General features: G+C 67.9%; 8 protein-coding genes. 3 read left to right on the plus strand and 5 right to left on the minus strand.

Annotated elements, in window-relative coordinates; translation table 11 throughout:
• Positions 1 to 71: 71 nt before the first annotated feature.
• Positions 72 to 1031: a helix-turn-helix transcriptional regulator gene (locus B0I29_RS37005; protein ID WP_111653815.1), complete on the minus strand. Its 960-nt coding sequence runs from the start codon at positions 1029 to 1031 to the stop codon at positions 72 to 74.
• A 101-nt stretch (positions 1032 to 1132) separates the two neighbouring features.
• Here B0I29_RS37005 and B0I29_RS37010 point away from each other — a divergent pair, with 101 nt between their 5' ends.
• A complete protein-coding gene (locus B0I29_RS37010; protein WP_111653816.1) occupies positions 1133 to 1531 on the plus strand; it encodes a VOC family protein in 399 nt (132 codons plus the stop codon).
• 56 nt (positions 1532 to 1587) lie between these two features.
• Here the strand turns inward: B0I29_RS37010 and B0I29_RS37015 are convergent, their stop codons facing one another.
• From B0I29_RS37015 to B0I29_RS37025, 3 genes are all read right to left on the minus strand, one after another.
• Entirely contained in the window at positions 1588 to 2436 is an 849-nt protein-coding gene (locus tag B0I29_RS37015; RefSeq protein WP_111653817.1) for an alpha/beta fold hydrolase, read from the minus strand.
• Between the two features lie 326 nt (positions 2437 to 2762).
• A complete protein-coding gene (locus tag B0I29_RS37020; protein ID WP_111653818.1) occupies positions 2763 to 3959 on the minus strand; it encodes an MFS transporter in 1197 nt (398 codons plus the stop codon).
• Positions 3960 to 4044: 85 nt separating this feature from the next.
• A complete protein-coding gene (locus B0I29_RS37025; RefSeq protein WP_111653819.1) occupies positions 4045 to 7116 on the minus strand; it encodes a VCBS repeat-containing protein in 3072 nt (1023 codons plus the stop codon).
• 467 nt (positions 7117 to 7583) lie between these two features.
• On the opposite strand from B0I29_RS37025, the gene B0I29_RS37030 reads away from it, so the two are divergent.
• Entirely contained in the window at positions 7584 to 15389 is a 7806-nt protein-coding gene (locus B0I29_RS37030; protein ID WP_220091532.1) for a polymorphic toxin-type HINT domain-containing protein, read from the plus strand.
• Positions 15390 to 15424: 35 nt separating this feature from the next.
• Positions 15425 to 15910, plus strand: coding sequence for an SUKH-4 family immunity protein (locus B0I29_RS37035; RefSeq protein WP_111653821.1), 486 nt, complete (start codon positions 15425 to 15427; stop codon positions 15908 to 15910).
• On the opposite strand, the gene B0I29_RS37040 is transcribed toward B0I29_RS37035, so the two are convergent.
• Entirely contained in the window at positions 15911 to 17110 is a 1200-nt protein-coding gene (locus tag B0I29_RS37040) for a prolyl oligopeptidase family serine peptidase (protein ID WP_245973068.1), read from the minus strand.
• Positions 17111 to 17190 lie beyond the last annotated feature (80 nt).

Raw genomic sequence — 17190 nt, forward strand, 5'->3', positions numbered from 1 at the left:
CAGTCAGCCGGTCCGCTCGGTGGCGGAGGCTCAAGCCGGAGTCCTCACGCCCTCAACGTCCGGCGCGAAAGTCACCGGGTCTCCACATAGGCGGCTATCTGCTGTGCCCACTCGCGGACCACGGCGCGGAGTTCCGGGGGCTGCCGGATGGTGAACGGCAGGTCCAGGCCGGCCAGGAGGGCGGGGATCCAGTCGAGGCGTTCGGCTCGCAGCTTCACCACGACCCACTCCGGATCCGCGTCCGGCTCGACGGTCGCCAGGCCTCGGGGCAGCCTTATCTGCTCGGCCGTGCCCTGCACCGCGACGACGACCTCGTGCCGCCACGGCGCGCCGGCCAGGCTGGACAGGACCGCGCCGGACGGGTCGAAGTCGTCGGGGACCGTGAAGCCGCCGTGCAGGATCTCGGCGTACCCGATCCGGTCGAGGCGGAACGTGCGCATCTGGCCCGAGGCGGAGTCGGGGCCGGTGACGTACCAGCGGCCGGAGTGCGCGACGAGCCCGTACGGATGCAGCGTGCGCCGGCTGCGCCTACCGGAACGATCGCTGTAGTCGATCAGCGCAGGCCGGCGCTGCCGGGTCGCCTCCGCCAGCAGCAGCATGACCGAGGCCTCCGCCGTGGGAGCCTCGCGGGCGGCCGTGGTGAAGCCGGCGGTCGCGAACAGCGCGTCGAGGCGTGCGGCGAGGGTCTTCGGCAGGACTCGGCGAACCTTGGCGGCGGCGCTCTCGGTGGCGTCGTCGGACATCGCCATGAGGCCGGCACGCCGGGCTGCCACGAGACCCAGCAGGACCGCGAGAGCCTCCTCGTCGGTGAGCATCAGCGGGGGCATCCGGAATCCGGGAGCCAGCCGGTATCCGCCGTACCTGCCGCGTACCGACTCGACCGGGATCTCGAGGTCGAGCAGGTGCTCGGCGTACCGGCGCACGGTCCGCTCGTCGACACCGAGGCGCCCGGCCAGGGCGGGGGCGGTGTGCGTGCCGCCGTTCTGCAGGATCTCCAGGAGCGCGAGCACACGCGCGGCCGGCCGGGTCATGGCCACATTCTCTGTTATACCGGGCGGATACTGTCCGGTATTGCTCCTACCGTTTCTCCCTGTTGGTTCCGCGGCAAGGCGAAACAGCAGGGAGAAACACCATGAACCTCACTTCGGTACGCCTGATCACCGACCAGGTCGACCGTCTCACCGACTTCTACGAGCAGGTCACGGGCGGCACCGCTCGCCGGCACACGGCTGACTTCGCCGAGATCGTGCTGCCGGGGGCGACGCTCGCGATCGGCAGCACCGCCACGGTGAAGCTGTTCGGCGAGGGCTCGGCATCACCGGCGGCGAACCGGTCGGCGATCATCGAGTTCCGCGTCGACGACGTGGACACCGAGTTCACCCGCCTCCGCGAGCTGACCGCCGCGATCGTGCAGGAGCCGGCAACGATGCCCTGGGGCAACCGATCCCTGCTGCTCCGCGACCCCGACGGCACCCTGGTGAACCTCTTCACCCCGGTGAGCGCCGAGGCGAAGGCCCGCCAGCAGCGCTGACAGGTTGGTGACGCGGCCGTGCCCTCAGGCACGGCCGCGGCGCGTTCGATCGGTTCTCAGGAGCGGGCGGCCCGGAGGATCAGGTTGGTGACGGCGTCCGGGTGGGCGACCATCGCGGCGTGTGAGCTGTGGATCTCGACGGTGCGGCCCTTAGCGGCGCGGGCGGCCATCGCCTTCTCGGCGACCGGCGGGATGGTCTTGTCGTCGAGAGAGACCAGGTAGTACGAGGTGATGGACTTCCAGGCCGGGACGCCGGTCTTGTCGGTGAACGCCGCCGACGACAGCGGGCGCTGCTGGGTGGCCATCAGCTTGGTCTTGCTGAGCGGGGCGTCCGCGGCGAACAGCTTCGGGAACCAGGCCGGGTCGACAGTGGTGTCGACGGCGCCGGTGCTGTTCGGGTACGCACGCTGGATCAGGTGCGACACCAGAACCGAGTTGTCCCCACCGGCGAGGGCGCCGGCCTGCGCGATCGTCTCACCCTGGTCCGGGGCGTACGCGGAGATGTAGACCAGCGACTTCACGTTCGCGTTGCCGGTCGCCGCGTTGGTGATCACCGCGCCGCCGTACGAGTGGCCGACGAGCACGATCGGGCCGCTGATCGTGGACAGGAAGCTCTTCAGATAATCGCTGTCCTCGTCCAGGCTGCGCAGCAGGTTCGGCGGCGCGACGACCGGATATCCCTTGGCCTGCAGCCGGGCCGTCACGTCACTCCAGCCGGAGGCGTCCGCCCAGGCACCGTGCACGAGGACGACGGTCGGCTTGACCGTCACCGGCTTCGAGCCTGAGGTGCCGGTCGTGCCGGCGGTGCCGGCCGTGGTGCTCGCGGAGGCGCCTACGGGAAGCAGGGCGAGCACTGACGCGGCGACGACACCGGCGAGTGCCAGCGGCTTCCATGAGTTGCGCATGTGGAACCTCTCGTTGTTCGGCCGGCAGCGGATGTCGCGCTGCCCGATACCGAGACTGCTGCCAGGAGAGGGCCCTGCCATCCGTCGGCCTACTGCTCGACCGGCCCTTGGTGCCGCACGTCACGGCGGGGGCGGAATTATCGGCAGGGGTGGCTGGTTGTGCCAGGAGCCGGTGTGGCCAGTGTCCCAGGGCCTCACCCAATGCCTTCGCGGAATACCAGTTCGGCTGGAGCCGCGTTGCGCCACCCGCCTTCAGGCGACCCGCACACCGGCCTCGCGTGACAGCCCGGCGCCCCAACGGCGCCGGGCTGTTCTCGTCGGTGCCGTTACGCCGGTTCGCGGATTGCCGGCGTGGTGGACAGGAGCAGGGCTGACGCCGCCGTGAAGGCTGCTGCTGCCAGGAAGATCAGGCCTGGGGTCGCGTACGAAAGGGACCAGGCGAAAACCGCTCCCGCCGTGACCGGGACGACCGTCTCGGCGACCGCGCCGATGCCGGTCAGGGCACCCTGGACCGTGCCCTGTTCGTCCGGCCCGACGACACCGGAGAGCCAGGACTGCGAGGCCGCCCCGGCGATCGACCCGAGGATCCCGACCGCCTGCAGGGTGTAGAGCTGTGCCGGTGTCGAAGCCACCGCCGTGCCCGCGAACGCCGCCGCGCTGATCAGCGTGCCGATCACCGCGGCACGCTTGTCGCCCAGGACTCGGACGATCGGGCCTACCGCCCGCGCCTGGAACACCGCTCCGGCAAGGGCGCTCACCGCCATCACCACACCGACCATCGTGGTGCTGAACAGGAATTGGTAGGCGAGGAAGAACGTCCACACCGACTGGTGGGTCATTCTCGCGATGTCGGAAGCCATTCGTGCGTACGCAAGGCGCCCGAGAACGGGCCGGCGCAGGACGACGGCGATCGCGCCGACGGGGTTTGACGTGCGCAGCGAGAGTGAGGTGACGCGGTCGCCGGGGCGGGATTCGGGCAGGACGAACCAGCCGTAGGCGACGCCCGCGAACGACAGCGCGGCGGCGGCGAGGAACGGCAGGCGCACGTCGATGCCGCCGAGCAGGCCGCCGAGGATCGGGCCGGCGACGAAGCCGAGCCCGAACGCGGCACCGATCCGGCCGTAGGCGCTCGCACGTTCGGCGGGCGGGGTGACGTCGGCGACGTACGCGTTGACCACGGTGTTCGTGCCGGCGCAGGCACCCGCGAGGGCGTGGAAGATCAGTAGCGTCCACGGGCCCGGGCCGGCGGCGTGGGCGAGCCAGTCGACGCCGAGCAGGGTGAGGGACGCCAGAAGTACGGGACGACGGCCGTAACGATCGGCGAGCCGTCCGAGTAGGGGAGACACGGCGAACTGGAGTACGCCGTAGGTCGATCCGAGGACGCCGGACCAGTACACGGCGGTGGCGGGATCGTCGGTCACTGTCGTCATCAGCGCCGGGATGATCGGCACGATGATGCCGAGCCCGAGCATGTCGAGGAAGACGGTGACGAGCAGGAAGTTGAGGGCTGGTGCCCGGTGCATTGGTAACTCCTCGGTGCGGGAAGGGACGAGCCCCTCCCGCACCGCAGGCACGGAGGATCAGATTATCGGTGCCGTCAAATTGTTTTTATCCGAAGGCTTTGACCGTGGACCAGTCGGCGGACATGACGTTCTTCGCGGCCGCGTTCGTGTTGGTCGTGGAGCAGTAATAGACGCGGATCTGGCCGTCTGTTCCCGAGCGGGCCCACAGGTCGGGGATCTTGTCGCCGTTGACGTCGGGGATGCCGACGACAGCGGTGACGCCGGTGTTCGTCCAGCCGGTGCCGTACGAGGTGTCCGCACCGGCCTTGGAGTTGGCAGCGATCTTGATCGAGTCGAGGCTGACGCTGCCGGCGACGGTGCCCGGCAGGCCGGCGCGGATGTACATCGCGCCGCTGACCACGTTGCGCCAGAGGAGGTCGGGCGTGCCGTCCAGGTCGATGTCGGCGATGTTGACGAGTTCCCGGGCGGTCAGGGCCCAGGCCGTGCCCTCCATCAGCGTGGCGGTCTGGAAGCTGGCGCCGGTGTAACCGCTGAACACCCAGAACGCCGTGCCGGCCTGAACGGCCAGGTCGGGCATGCCGTCGCCGGTGATGTCGCCGATCGCCTTGATCGTGGTCCAGGTGGACGGCGCCGGTGCGTTCGACGGGAGCAGCACGCGGATGCGCTTGTCGACGTTGAAGCTGCCGTAACCGTCGCCGGGGTACAGGTAGAACTCGTTCGTCGGGGTCCGCACGAACAGGTCGGCGAGACCGTCACCCGGGTACGCGTCGTTGTAGACGGTGATCAGCGCGGCCTTGCCGGTCGTCGCGTCGTAGAAGTGCTTCGCGTTGTCCGGGTTGAGCTTGCCCTTGCTGTTGTACGACGACGCGAGCGACTTGTAGATCTCGCCGCCCTCGTCACCGGCGAACATCCGCAGGTACCCGGAGGCGCTGATCAGCATCATGTCGGCGACGCCGTCACCGCCGATGTCGTGCGGTTTGTCGGCGAGGGCGCCCGGTGGGACGTAGAAGCTGTAGTCGGTGCGCTGACTGCGGTTGCCGAGGGCGTCGTACGCGTACGCCAGAATCGTCGTCGGGCCGGCATGCCGTGGTGCGAGGTTGGTCTTGGTGGCGGTGCCGGTGGTGGTCGTGAGGGTCTCGCTGTCGACGCCCTCGAAGGAGAAGGTGAACTTCGTGGCGCCCTTCGAGTAGAAGGTGATCGGGCCGGTCTGGCCGAAGTTGACAGTCGCCCAGGTACTGCCGTCGCCGGTCTCCTCGAGCCAGACGTCGCTGGTCACCTCGGGCGCCGCCGGCGCGCTGGCGTCGACGGTGAGCCGGCAGGGGTCGGTTCCGTCAGGGAACCAGGTGGAGACGGCTTCGGCGCCGTCCTCGGAGCGGACGTCCCAGGAGTACGTGGCGGCGTCAGCGAGGGCGGTGCTGGCCACCGTGTAGGTCGCCTTGCCGGTGTCCACCGCCGGCTTCACCAGCGTGCCGGCGGGTACCGTGCCACCGGTCTTCCAGAAGCGGAAACGCAGGTTCTTGAGGTCGCCGTCGGTGTCCTTGGCGTACGCGGTGAGCTTGATGTCGGTCTTGGCGACCACCACACCGGTGCCACCGGCGACGCAGGTGCCACCCGGGGAGCTGCTGCCGTTGTACGGCTGGGCCGGCGGGTGGTTGTAGACGACCGTCAGCTCGGCGGTCCGGGCAGCGAACTTACGCCAGGTCTCGGTGTCGGACTCGGAGACCGACCGCATCCCTAGCGTGATGGTCGTCGCGCTGGCCGCGGCCGCCACCTTAGCGCCGCTGAGCACGCTGAAGGAGACGCCGTCGTTCGGGCAGGAGCTGGAGTAACCGTGCGCGAACGACCTGGTGCTCTGCAGCGTCGTCCACTTCGGCTGGCTGTTCCAGGTGGTGCTGGAGGAGATCGCACCGGTGTAATAGAACTGGTAGCTGCGGTTGGAGCAGGACCAGGAGTGGGTGTTTGTCACTTCGAAGGTCGCGGAGTCGATGTCCGCGTCGTGGATGTTCTTGTCGAAGCCCATCCGCCAGAAGGAACGGCCGGTCACGCCGGTGTCGCTCTCGTACCCGACGCGGGCTTCGGTGGTGCCGTTGTTGTAGTTGGTGCCGTTGATGAAGTTGCTGTTCGGGTGCTTCTTGGACACGAACGTCCAGGCCTTCCAGCCCGCGATCAGCGTCGGGTCCACGAAGACCGGGAACTTCGCCTTCGGATTGGTGAGCAGGCCGCTTCCGGCGACGTCGAGGCTCAGCTTCACCGCGCTGGTGCCGTCGTTGCCGAGGCTGGTCGGCAGAGCCGCGGTGACCGAGCCGGGCTCGGCGCCGGACAGGCCGGAGAGTTTCAGGACGTCGGCCGTGGTGGCGGTCGCGGTACGCGGCGCGGCGGCGGGCGCCTCGGGGTCGCGTCCGGAGGAGTCCCAGGCGAACGGGGTCGGGATCGAGCCGATCTCCTGTTTGGTCTTCGCGTCCTGGATCAGCACGCCGCCGGTCACCTTGTCGTGCCGGAAGACGGCTGTCGTCGAGGTCAGGCCGTAACTCAGAGTCTTGATCTTCGCGGCGGCCTGCTTCGTCTTCACGACCAGGACGTGCGCGATACCGCCCTCCTCGATGGTGACGATGAGCAGGTCGACGCCGGGAAGCACCTCGGGGTACAGGGCGCGGGGGCCGTCGAGAACCGGTTCCGGGAGTTTGCCGGGCCAGGTGTACTCGATGTCGCCGACCGTGGCGAGAACGCTGTCGTTCTCGTCGCTTCCGGTCGACAACGTGACCGGGACCGGGCCGTTGACCGGCGCGATGGTGTCGCCGTCGCGTACCAGGGTGGTGTCGATCGGTGCCCACTCACCCTGCGCGTTTCTCGCGCGCTGAGGCAGAGCGGAGGTCTGGGTACGCAATTTGCCGTTGCCCTGGACCCACGTCTGTGAGGTGGCCGTGGTGGCCGACGTGATCAGCACGTCCTTACCGGTCTTCTCGGCCTCGGCGCGAGCGAGCGCCTCGTCATCGAGCTTGTCGACGATCGGAGCAGCCGTGACGGGGCTGTCCGGTGGGGAGGGCTCCGACTGCGGCCACCAGGGCAGCAGGGCGGCGACCAGCGCCGCGGCCAGGAAGCCGACGGTGACGGTCAGCCTGGTGCGCGTACGCACGAAGGGTTTGAGCAGGCGAAGCACGGTGTACTCCCGCGGAGTGTGGACAGCACGAATGGCCCCGTACGGCAGGCCGCGGGGCAGAGAGCGCGCACACAATCGCCGTTTCTGATGGCCTCTGTCCACTCCAGACGTGTTACCTGTTCGTTACCGAGCCTTCAGGTTCTTTTTATGTAATGCCGGTTGTGCGGCGATCCATTCGACTTTGTCTAGGCCGATCTTGCGCAATATTGGGCTAAATCCGACTTGGTGTTTTGGTTCCCCTTGATCAACATGGCGGCGTGCCGCACGTCACATCCGTCGCTATAAGTGATCTTGAATATCGATCAGTACTGACGCAGAGTGCCCCAGCACGCGCCGTGATACGGCGCGTGTTTCTTCGTGCCCTCTTCACTTTTCACGCCCCGTGGGAGTCGACGCGTATGCGTGCTTCAGGTTCGCCATCCCGGCCGTTGCCGGACGATGGCCGGCCGGTCCTGACCGAGCCGGGTATGCGGCGGATTCGCCGTCGTGCCCGTGCTGCCGTCGTGCTGTCCCTGGTGTCGGCTCTGGTGCTGACCGACCTGCCGTCGGTCGCGCTGGCGATTCCCGGCGATGGGATGGAACGCGGGGTCGAGGCGCTCGAACTTCCCGAGCTGCCGGAGAGTGCGCTGGTCGATCCGGACGCCGACCCGGATCTGCCGAAGGTCAACCCGGCTGAGGCCGTTCCGCTGGATCCGTACACGCCGGCGTCGGTGGTGCCGTGGACCGAGGACACCGGGGTCGTCGACCTGACCGGTGCGGTCGCGGGCGCCGAACCCCAGGCGGTCGAGGACCTGCCGATCAAGCTGGGTGTGCCCGAGGGCGGGGACGCCGCCGCGGTCGCCGGTGAGTGGACCGTTGATCTCGCCGCTCCGGAGGACTCGCAGACCGCGGGTGTCTCAGGCCTGATCATGAAGGTGACGCCGCCGGCGACGGTGGACCCGGCGGCCGAGGTCGCCCTGTCGGTCGTCACCGACGACTTCGCGGACCTGTACGGTCCGCAGGCCGCTGACCGGTTCGGCCTGATGCTGCTGCCGGACTGTGTTTATGACTCGCCGGGTACCGGCGAGTGCGCGGCGGTACCGCCGACCGGTGGCACCGAGGACGATGACCTCAGCGCGAACAGTGCCCTGTCCGCTGCCGACGTGATCTCCGGGGCCGAGGCGCTGCCGACGTCGGTGACCGCGGGATCGGAGGCCGGTGTCGCGGCCCGATCGGCCGGTTCCGAGACCCGCATGATCACCGCGACCGTTCCGGTTGCCAAGCTGATCTCCGGTTCCCCGTCGTCCGGGATCAGCGCGTTCGCCACCTCCAGCGGTTCCGGCGTGGTCGGGGCGCTGGACACCGGTGCGTCGGTGGGTGGTGACTACACCGCGTCGCCGCTGCTCTCCGCCGGTTCGTGGGCGGCCGGTTCGTCGTCCGGCGCGTTCACCTACGCGTACCAGGTGCAGGTGCCGGAAACCGCCGGCGGCCTCGTACCCAAGGTGGGTCTTTCGTATTCGTCGCAGTCCGTCGACGGTCGCACGTCGTCGACGAACAACCAGGCTTCGTGGATCGGTGACGGCTGGGACTACGCGGCCGGGTCGATCACGCGTACCTACACCAACTGCCGGCAGGACTCGAAGAAGGCCGGGTCGAACAACGCCGAGCACCGTACCGGTGACCAGTGCTTCGGGTCGCGGAACGCGACGCTGTCGCTGTCCGGCATGACCACCGAGCTGGTCTGGGTGCCGGAGGCCGGTTCCCAGCCGCTCGACGAGAAGGGCGTCTGGTACACCGCCAACGGTGACGGCTCCAAGGTCGAGCTGCGCAAGAACACCGCGCTGAAGAACGGTGACGAGGACGGCGAGTACTGGGTCGTCACCACCCGCGACGGCACGCAGTACCAGTTCGGCCGGCACCGGCTGCCCGGCTGGTCGGATCACGGTGACGCGGCCGACGACCCGGTGACGAACTCGGTGCTGACCGTTCCGGTCTACGGCAACCACGCCGACGAGCCGTGTTACAAGGCGAAGTGGACCGAGTCCAGTTGTTACCAGGGCTGGCGCTGGAACCTCGACTACGTCGAGGACGTGCACGGCAACGCGATGAGCATGTACTGGGGTCGCGAGCTCAACTACTACGCGCCGAACTTCAACTTCAAGGACCCGGTCAAGTACCACCGGGCCGGTTACCTCAAGCGCATCGACTACGGTCAGCGCAAGGACACCGTCTACACCGCGGCGCCGCTGGGCCGGGTCACCTTCGACGTGCAGCAGCGGTGTTACACCGAGGGCAGCCTGACCTGCACCGAGGAGAACTTCACCAGCAAGAACCCGGGCAACTACCGGATCTGGTACGACACTCCGGCTGACCTGCGCTGTGAGTCCGGCAAGATGTGCTGGAACGCGTCACCGTCGTTCTTCAGCAGGTACCGCCTCGACAAGATCACCACGCTGGCGCAGCGGACCCAGGGTTCGACGGCGCTGCAGAAGGTCGACGAGTACCAGCTCGCGCAGAGCTTCCCGACGCTGCGGATGGGCGCGAACACGGCGCTGTGGCTGGACTCCGTCACACGCACCGGCTTCGGCACCGACGGGGCGGGCATCAAGCTCAACCCGGTCCGGTTCATGGCCAACACCGAGGACATGCCGAACCGGCTCGACAACGACGCCCGGCCGAGTTTCTCGCGGCTGCGGATCGCCCGGGTCATCAACGAGTACCTCGGCGAGACCTGGGTCGAATACAACACGCCGACCGGCGCCTGTGCGACCGGCAGCGGGCTGCCCGGCAAGGGCGACACCGCCGAGCTGAAGGCCAACACCCGGCTCTGTTTCCCGGCGTTCTGGCACCCGGACGGCGACGTCGAGGACATCGACTGGTTCCACAAGTACGTGGTGACCGCGATCATCGAGTCGCCGAACGTGGACGGCGGCACCGACAGCCGTACCGAGTACGAGTACTCCGGGCCGCGGTGGAAGCTGTCCGAGGGCGAGTTCAGCAAGAAGGCGACGCGGACGTATTCGCAGTTCGCCGGGTTCCGGCAGACGGCCGTTTACACCGGCATCGACGACGACGAGACCGCGGCGCGGCGCAGCAAGTCGGTCACCCGGTTCTTCCAGGGCATGGGAGATTCGGTCCCGGTCACCGACGTGAACGGCACCGAGATCGCGAAGGACCGGGAGCCGTTCGCGGGCCGGATCGCCGAGGAGCTGACATACGCCACCGACACGGCGGACACCGCGACCGGCTGGCTCACCCGAAGTGTGAACGTCCCGGTGGCGACCAAGCTGGCCGAGCGTGATCTCGGGGACGGGCTGACGCCGCTGCGGGCCTGGCGGGTCACCGAGCCTCGCCAGATCACGTACACGAGGTCCTCTGGAACCGGCGACGACACCAGCGACCTGCGTACGGTCGAGACGAAGACGACGTTCGACGAGGAATACGGCCTGCCGCAGACCGTCGAGTCCCTCGGCGACATCGACAAGACCGGCGACGAGTCCTGCACGAAGCTGGAGTATCTGCACCACACGGCCAAGAACCTCATCGGCCTGACCAAGCAGACCCGCACCAGCCCGACCACCTGCACGAAGGCCACGTTCGACACGCTGGCGTCGCTGACCTCCGGGTCGCGGGTCGCCTACGACTACATGTCGTATGGCAGCGTCCCGTCCACCGACATCCACCGGGGACAGGTCACCCAGACCTGGTCGCTGAAGGACGACGGCACCGGGTTCCAGTCGGACTCCGTGACCACCTACGACAACATCGGCCGGGTCAAGACGACGGCCGACGACGACGGCAACACCTCGAAGATCACGTACGAGCCCGCCAACGGGCAGGTGTACAAGGTCATCAGCGCGAACGCGCTCGACTTCACCGAGACCCAGACGCTCGAACCGGGCCGCGCTGTCACGGTGCAGACGGTCGACATCAACAACCTGGTCAGCGGCGCCGCCTACGACGCGCTGGGCCGGATGGTGACCGCGTGGGGCCCGGGCCGGTCGAAGGACGCGCCGGACTTCACCGCCACCTACACACTGCCGAGCATCCCGGCGGAGGGCGTCGACTCGCTGCCGCCGTACGTGACCACCAAGAACCGTGGGCACGACGGCACGTGGCACACGTCGGTGTCGATCTATGACGGGCTCGGCCGGGAACGGCAGAGTCAGGAGCAGGGCACCGGCGGCGGCCGGCTGGTCACCGACACCATCTACAACGCCTCGGGCGAGATCCGGCGTACCAACAACGCCTACTTCACTGAAGGCACTCCGAGCGGCCAGCTGTTCTCCCCGCTCGCGGACACGGCGATCCCGAACGCCACCCGGTACATCTACGACGACATGGGCCGCGTCGTCGAGGAGATCCCGGTCCTCGACGGCACCGACACACCGGCCCGGGGCACCAAGTACCAGTACGGCGCCGACTGGTCCACCGTCATCAACCCGGCCGGCTCGGCCTCGTACCGGATGTTCAACGATGCGCTCGGCCGCACCACGCGCGTCGACACCTTCACGAACACGGCCCGCACCACGTTCACGACGATGCGCTACGAGTACAACAGCCGTGGCTACATGGTGAAGGCCACCAACTCGGCCGACACCGCTCATCCGTGGACCTGGTCCTACGACCTGCGCGGGCGGCTGGTCAGCGCCACCGACCCGGACACCGGCACGACCACGAACACGTACGACAAGTTCGACCAGGTCGTGACGACCACCAACGCCCGTGGCGTGGTGGTCTGGAACGAGTACGACGCGCTGGCACGCCCGAAGCAGCAGCGCCTCGGTGGCAAGGACGGCACGCTTCTCGCCGACTACACGTACGACAAGGCCACCAACGGCAAGGGCCTGCCCACCACCGTCACCAGGTACACCGACGGTCTCGGCTACACCCAGAGCATCAGCGGCTTCACCCCCGACTACCAGCCGACCGCGACCACCATTTCCATCCCGGCCTCGGTCGCCACCACGTGGGGTCTCAAGAGCAGCTACAGCTACAACTACAGCTACACCGACACCGGGCTGACCGAGACGGCGAGCCTGCCGGCGGTCGGCAGCCTGCCGGCCGAGAAGCTGCTGGTCCGTTACACCAACGACGGCCTGCCGCTCTCGGTCTCCGGCAAGGACTGGTACGGCGCGGAGACGGTGTACTCGCCCTCCGGCCAGGTGCTGCGCTCCACCCTCGGCGCGCAGCCGTACCGGGTGTGGGCGACGGCGGGTTACGACGAGGCCAGCGGTGCGCTGACCAAGCAGATGACCCACCGCGAACAGCTCGGTAGCAGCAACACGTACCTGGTGTCGTCGCGTTCCTACGGGTACGACGACGCCGGCAACGTCACCGCGATCCGGGAGCAGGCGGCAGCGACCGCCGAGCGGCAGTGTTTCACCTACGACACGATCGGCCAGCTCACCAAGGCCTGGACGTCGAAGGACCAGGCCACCTGCGCGGCCGGCCCGATCAGCAGCGGCGTCGTCAACGCCGTCGCCGGTGCCGACGGCGCTGGTTACTGGCAGGAGTACGAGTACGACCTGCGCGGCAACCGCACGAAGCTGGTCGAGCGCAACCTCACCGGCAACCCGGCCGCCGACTCGGCTGCCATCACCAGCACCACCACCTACGACTACGGCAAGGCCGACGGCAGCCAGCCGCAGACCTTGACCAAGGTCAGCAAGGCCTACGTGACCGCGGGCGGCGCCCAGGTCAAGGCCGAGGCGACCCGGCTCTACGCGCTCACCGGCGAGACCACGTCGGTCACCTCGGTGCAGACCGGCGACAGCCAGCAGGTGGCCTGGACCCACGACGGCCAGGTCGAGCGGATCACCGGCGAGGGCAACAACGGCAAGTCCGCCTACATCGGTCTCGCCGACAAGTGCATCGACCTGAGCGGCGGTACCGCCGCGGTCGGCACCGCGATCCACCTGTACTCGTGCAACAACACGATCGCGCAGAAGTGGGGCTTCGTCCGCTCGTCCGAGCAGACGGATCCGAACCTCGGCGCGCTGACGATCTACGACAACAAGTGGTGTGCGCAGCCGGCGGCGAACACGGCCACCTCGGCGGTGAAGCTGCAGAAGTGTGACGGCAGCGCCGCGCAGAACTTCAAGCGCAACACCACGACCGGCCAGCTCGCCCACCCGGCATCCGGGCTGTGCGTCATGGTCAAGGACGCCAACTCGGCCAGCGCCACCCCGCTGGTCCTCGCCGCCTGCGACACGACGTCACTGGCACAGCAGTGGCAGCCGCAGAACGAGACCCGCTTCATCTACGGTCCCAGCGGCGGCCGCCTGATGACCATCCAGGGCAAGGACAAGCAGGCCACCCTGCACCTGGGCGAGTCCGAGATCACCGTGCTCAAGGGCGGTGCGCTGGTCAACACCCAGCGCAGTTACCCGGCGCCGGGTGGCACGGTGATGAGGTACGCGTACGGCAACGGCTCGGCCGGCCTGGTGGCGATCACCAGCGATCACCAGGGCACGCCGAACGCCGAGGTCGCGCTGGCCTCCGGGATGAGTTACAAGCTGCGCAAGCAGGACGCGTTCGGCAACCAGCGCGGTGCGTCATACCTGTCGCAGAACATGCAGACCCACACCGGATTCCTGGGGGCAACCAGCGACGACGCCTCCGGTTTCGTCCCGCTGGGCGCGCGCTTCTACGATCCGGCCGTCGGCCGGTTCCTCTCCGCGGACCCGGTACTCGATCTCACCGACCCGCAGCAGACAAACGGCTACACGTACTCCCACAACAACCCGGTCACGCACTCCGACCCGACCGGTATGTCGATCACTCTGAACGCCTCCGAGATGGCTGCGGCGCTCGCCGGAGCAGGACTTTCGGCCGCGCAGGTCGCGGACGCCCAGGCGATGATGGGTAAGTCGCTGACGGACGTGATCCTGTCGGCGGCGTGGGGCATCCTCTCCGAGTTCATCGGTCTGGCCGACGCGATCGGTTGCTTCGGCGGCGACATGTGGGCCTGCGGAAGCCTGATCCTGGGCGCTATTCCGTGGGGCAAGCTGATGAAGCTGCCCAAGATCGCCAAGGCCATCGACCGTACGATCGCCGCCATTCAGGCGTTCCGATCGGCGAAGAAGGCCGCCGAAGCGGTGATCGCGGCGGCCCGGGCCGCGGAGACGGCAGCACTGAACGCCAAGAAGCTGGCCATCGAGCGAGCGAAGAAGGCGGCACAGGCGGCGAAGAAGAAAGCCGCCGACAAGGTCAACACCACGAGTAACTCGGCAACCAACGGTGCCAAGAAGACCGGTAGCCCAGGTCAGAAACAGGCGCAGGCGAAGGCCAACCCGTCCGGCTCGTCGGTCTCGTCCGGCGGCGGTGGTGGGAAAGCCAAGCCCGGTGGTGCCTCCGGTGCGTCCAACCGCAGCAATGGCGGCACCAGCGGTGACGGTGGTGGCGGCAAGTCCGGTGACGGCGCCGGTGACGCCGGTGGCCCGTCCTGTCTGAACAACAGCTTCGTCCCGGGCACCAAGGTCCTGCTGGCGGACGGCTCCACGAAGGCCATCGAGGACGTCGAACCCGGCGACGAGGTCAAGGTGACCGACCCGGAGACCGGGGAGACCCGGATCGAGCAGGTCACCGCGACGATCACCGGTTCCGGGGTCAAGCACCTCGTGGAGATCACCCTCGACTCCGACGAGAAGGTCACCGCCACCGACGGCCACCCGTTCTGGGTGCCGGAGCTGAGCAAGTGGGTCGAGGCCACCGACCTGAAGCCGGGGCAGTGGCTGCGGACCGGTTCCGGCAGCTACGTCCAGATCAGTGCGATCAAGCGGTGGACCGCGCCGAGCGCCACGGTCTACAACCTGACGGTCAGCAACCTCCACACCTACTTCGTCATCGCCGACCAGACCTCGCTCCTGGTTCACAACTGCCAGGTCGAGTACGGAAGCACCGATCTCAGCCAGGCCGTCATCCAGGCCCGCCTGCAGTCCGGGAACACCGGCAACACGTATGCCGCAGTGCGGTACCGGGACGACAACGGTGTGGAGAGAATCGCCGTGGACCACTCGATCGGTGGCAGGGACAACCACGGGGAGCAGCGGTTGCATCGCCAGTACGGCAGCTCGATCATCGAGATGTACGTGGAGTTCCAGCCCTGCGTCGGACGGAACCAGTGTCGCAGGGAGATGGCCGAGGCGGGAATTCCGGTTTCCTACACTTGGCCCTGGGACAAGTCCGGATCGGCATTGGCGACCGCGGCGCAGAAGGAACGCTTGAAGTTCGTTCGGCAGGCGTTCCGTGATGCGAAGAGCGGTAACTGGGGCAACCCGTTCGCGCGGTGATGTAGGCGCGGACACGATCAACGAAGGGAAGGCTCATGCGGGAACATCGATACTCGGCGCCGTACGTCAGTGTGGTGCGTGAGGATCAGGCTCGTGAGCAGCTGCAGAGTGTGGGCCTTCCCGAGGTTGCCCTGGTGTTCACGCCGCACGAGCCGGCCTCGGGCACCGCGGACCTGGTCGACGTCCTCGGGCGCGATCTGCTCCGGATCGGCTTCGAAGAGGAGCCCGGTTCCGACTTCTTCGTGGACCCGGCGAAAGGCGAGATCGTCTTCGCCCGGATGCCGGCCCGCGAGAGCTATTTCGTGAACTCCTCGCCCGCCGCGTTCCGGGAGTGCCTCGCGCTCCTGGACGCGGCGGTGAAGGAGTTGACCGGACCCTACGACCTGGACCCGTTCCTGGAACGCACCGAGCAGTTGCGGGCGAGCATCCGTGCCGTGGATCCACTGGCCGTCAGTGACGATGACGGCTATTGGCAGTCGCTGCTCTTCGACGTCTCCAACGGTGACTACGCCACCGAGTGATCAACGGCGCTGGCGGGCCATCCACTGCCAATAACCGCGATCGTTGCGAGCCACATAGATCCACGACCAATGGCCCGGGAACCGATGACCGTTCCAGGTCACTTCGTCATACAGGGTCACCCGTGCCCCCGGGATCACCTCGGAGGCGTGGATCGTGTTCGGCTCCGGCGGCACCGTGGTGTCGTCCAGCGACGTGACCAGCCACGACGGCGTGCGGATGGCGGTCAGCTCGGCGTCGGAGATCAGATTCGTGACGATGCCGCAGATCGGCACCGACGACGCGAACAGCGACGGGTACTCCACCGTCATCTTCATGCTCATGTAGCCGCCGTTGCTGCAGCCCACCACGTGGATCCGGTCGGTGTCGACCGGGTGCTTGCGGACCACCTCGCGGACGATCTCGCGGATCAGCGGCGCGAATCGGTCGCCGTCCTCCATCCAGTACGAGAAGGACTGCGGCACGACCACGTGGGCGCCGCCGAAGATCCGCTGTGCCTCGCGGGTGGCGAATCCGAGCGCCCCGCGGTTGGCCCGCAGCGTCGTCTCGTTGTCGTAGTAGCCGTCCGGCAGCGACGCGCCCTCGCCGCCGCCGTGCAGCCAGACGACCAGCGGACGCTTACTCGTGTCGAAGGCCGAGAAGAACCGGTATTTCATGCCTGATGCCGACTCGTGGTAACTGAACGCGTCCACCTCACGATTGACCAACCGGCCCTGGACGAACCGGGAGATCGTCACCGGCCGGCCGCGTACGGAAACCGGCGCGTTCTGCGTGATGGTGTAGACCAGGTCGAGCCGGACGTTGCGCCCCTTGCTCGCGATGTACCCGAGCGTGCCGCCGCCGATCTGCCCCTCGGCGTGATCCAGCGAGAGCACGATGTTCCCGCGCCGGTCGACCCGGGCGGCGGTGACCGTACGGTCGAGATCGTATTCACTGAAGATCTGGTCGCCAGGGGCGAGAGGCAGTGGGCTCGTCGCCGTTGCGTGCACGGTGAAAGTGCTGGTGGTGACGCTGCCCGGGGAGATCGTCCCGAGCCGGGAGGTGTCCAGAGTGAGCGACGTGATCTGCTCGCCGCCGTCGAGGGTCTCGGCGCCGAGCGTGAAGCGGACGCTGGTGGAACCGGCGGCGGCGATTCCGGGAACGGCCAGGCCGGCGGCGACCCCGGCGCCACCGGCGAGAGCGGTACGACGACTGATCGGCACGATAACGGCCCCCTGACAGTGAGGTTTGTCGATGTCCGCAACGTAACCCTCTGGCAACAGGCCCGCAATCGCTTACGATC

The organism is Actinoplanes lutulentus (assembly GCF_003259845.1).
GTDB classification, from domain to species: Bacteria; Actinomycetota; Actinomycetes; order Mycobacteriales; family Micromonosporaceae; genus Actinoplanes; species Actinoplanes lutulentus.

Coding starts and splice junctions, on each gene's coding strand:
- B0I29_RS37005 (WP_111653815.1), bottom strand. CDS start 1,031: ATGACCCGGCCGGCCGCGCGTGTGCTCGCGCTCCTGGAGATCCTGCAG.
- B0I29_RS37010 (WP_111653816.1), top strand. CDS start 1,133: ATGAACCTCACTTCGGTACGCCTGATCACCGACCAGGTCGACCGTCTC.
- B0I29_RS37015 (WP_111653817.1), bottom strand. CDS start 2,436: ATGCGCAACTCATGGAAGCCGCTGGCACTCGCCGGTGTCGTCGCCGCG.
- B0I29_RS37020 (WP_111653818.1), bottom strand. CDS start 3,959: ATGCACCGGGCACCAGCCCTCAACTTCCTGCTCGTCACCGTCTTCCTC.
- B0I29_RS37030 (WP_220091532.1), top strand. CDS start 7,584: ATGCGGCGGATTCGCCGTCGTGCCCGTGCTGCCGTCGTGCTGTCCCTG.
- B0I29_RS37035 (WP_111653821.1), top strand. CDS start 15,425: ATGCGGGAACATCGATACTCGGCGCCGTACGTCAGTGTGGTGCGTGAG.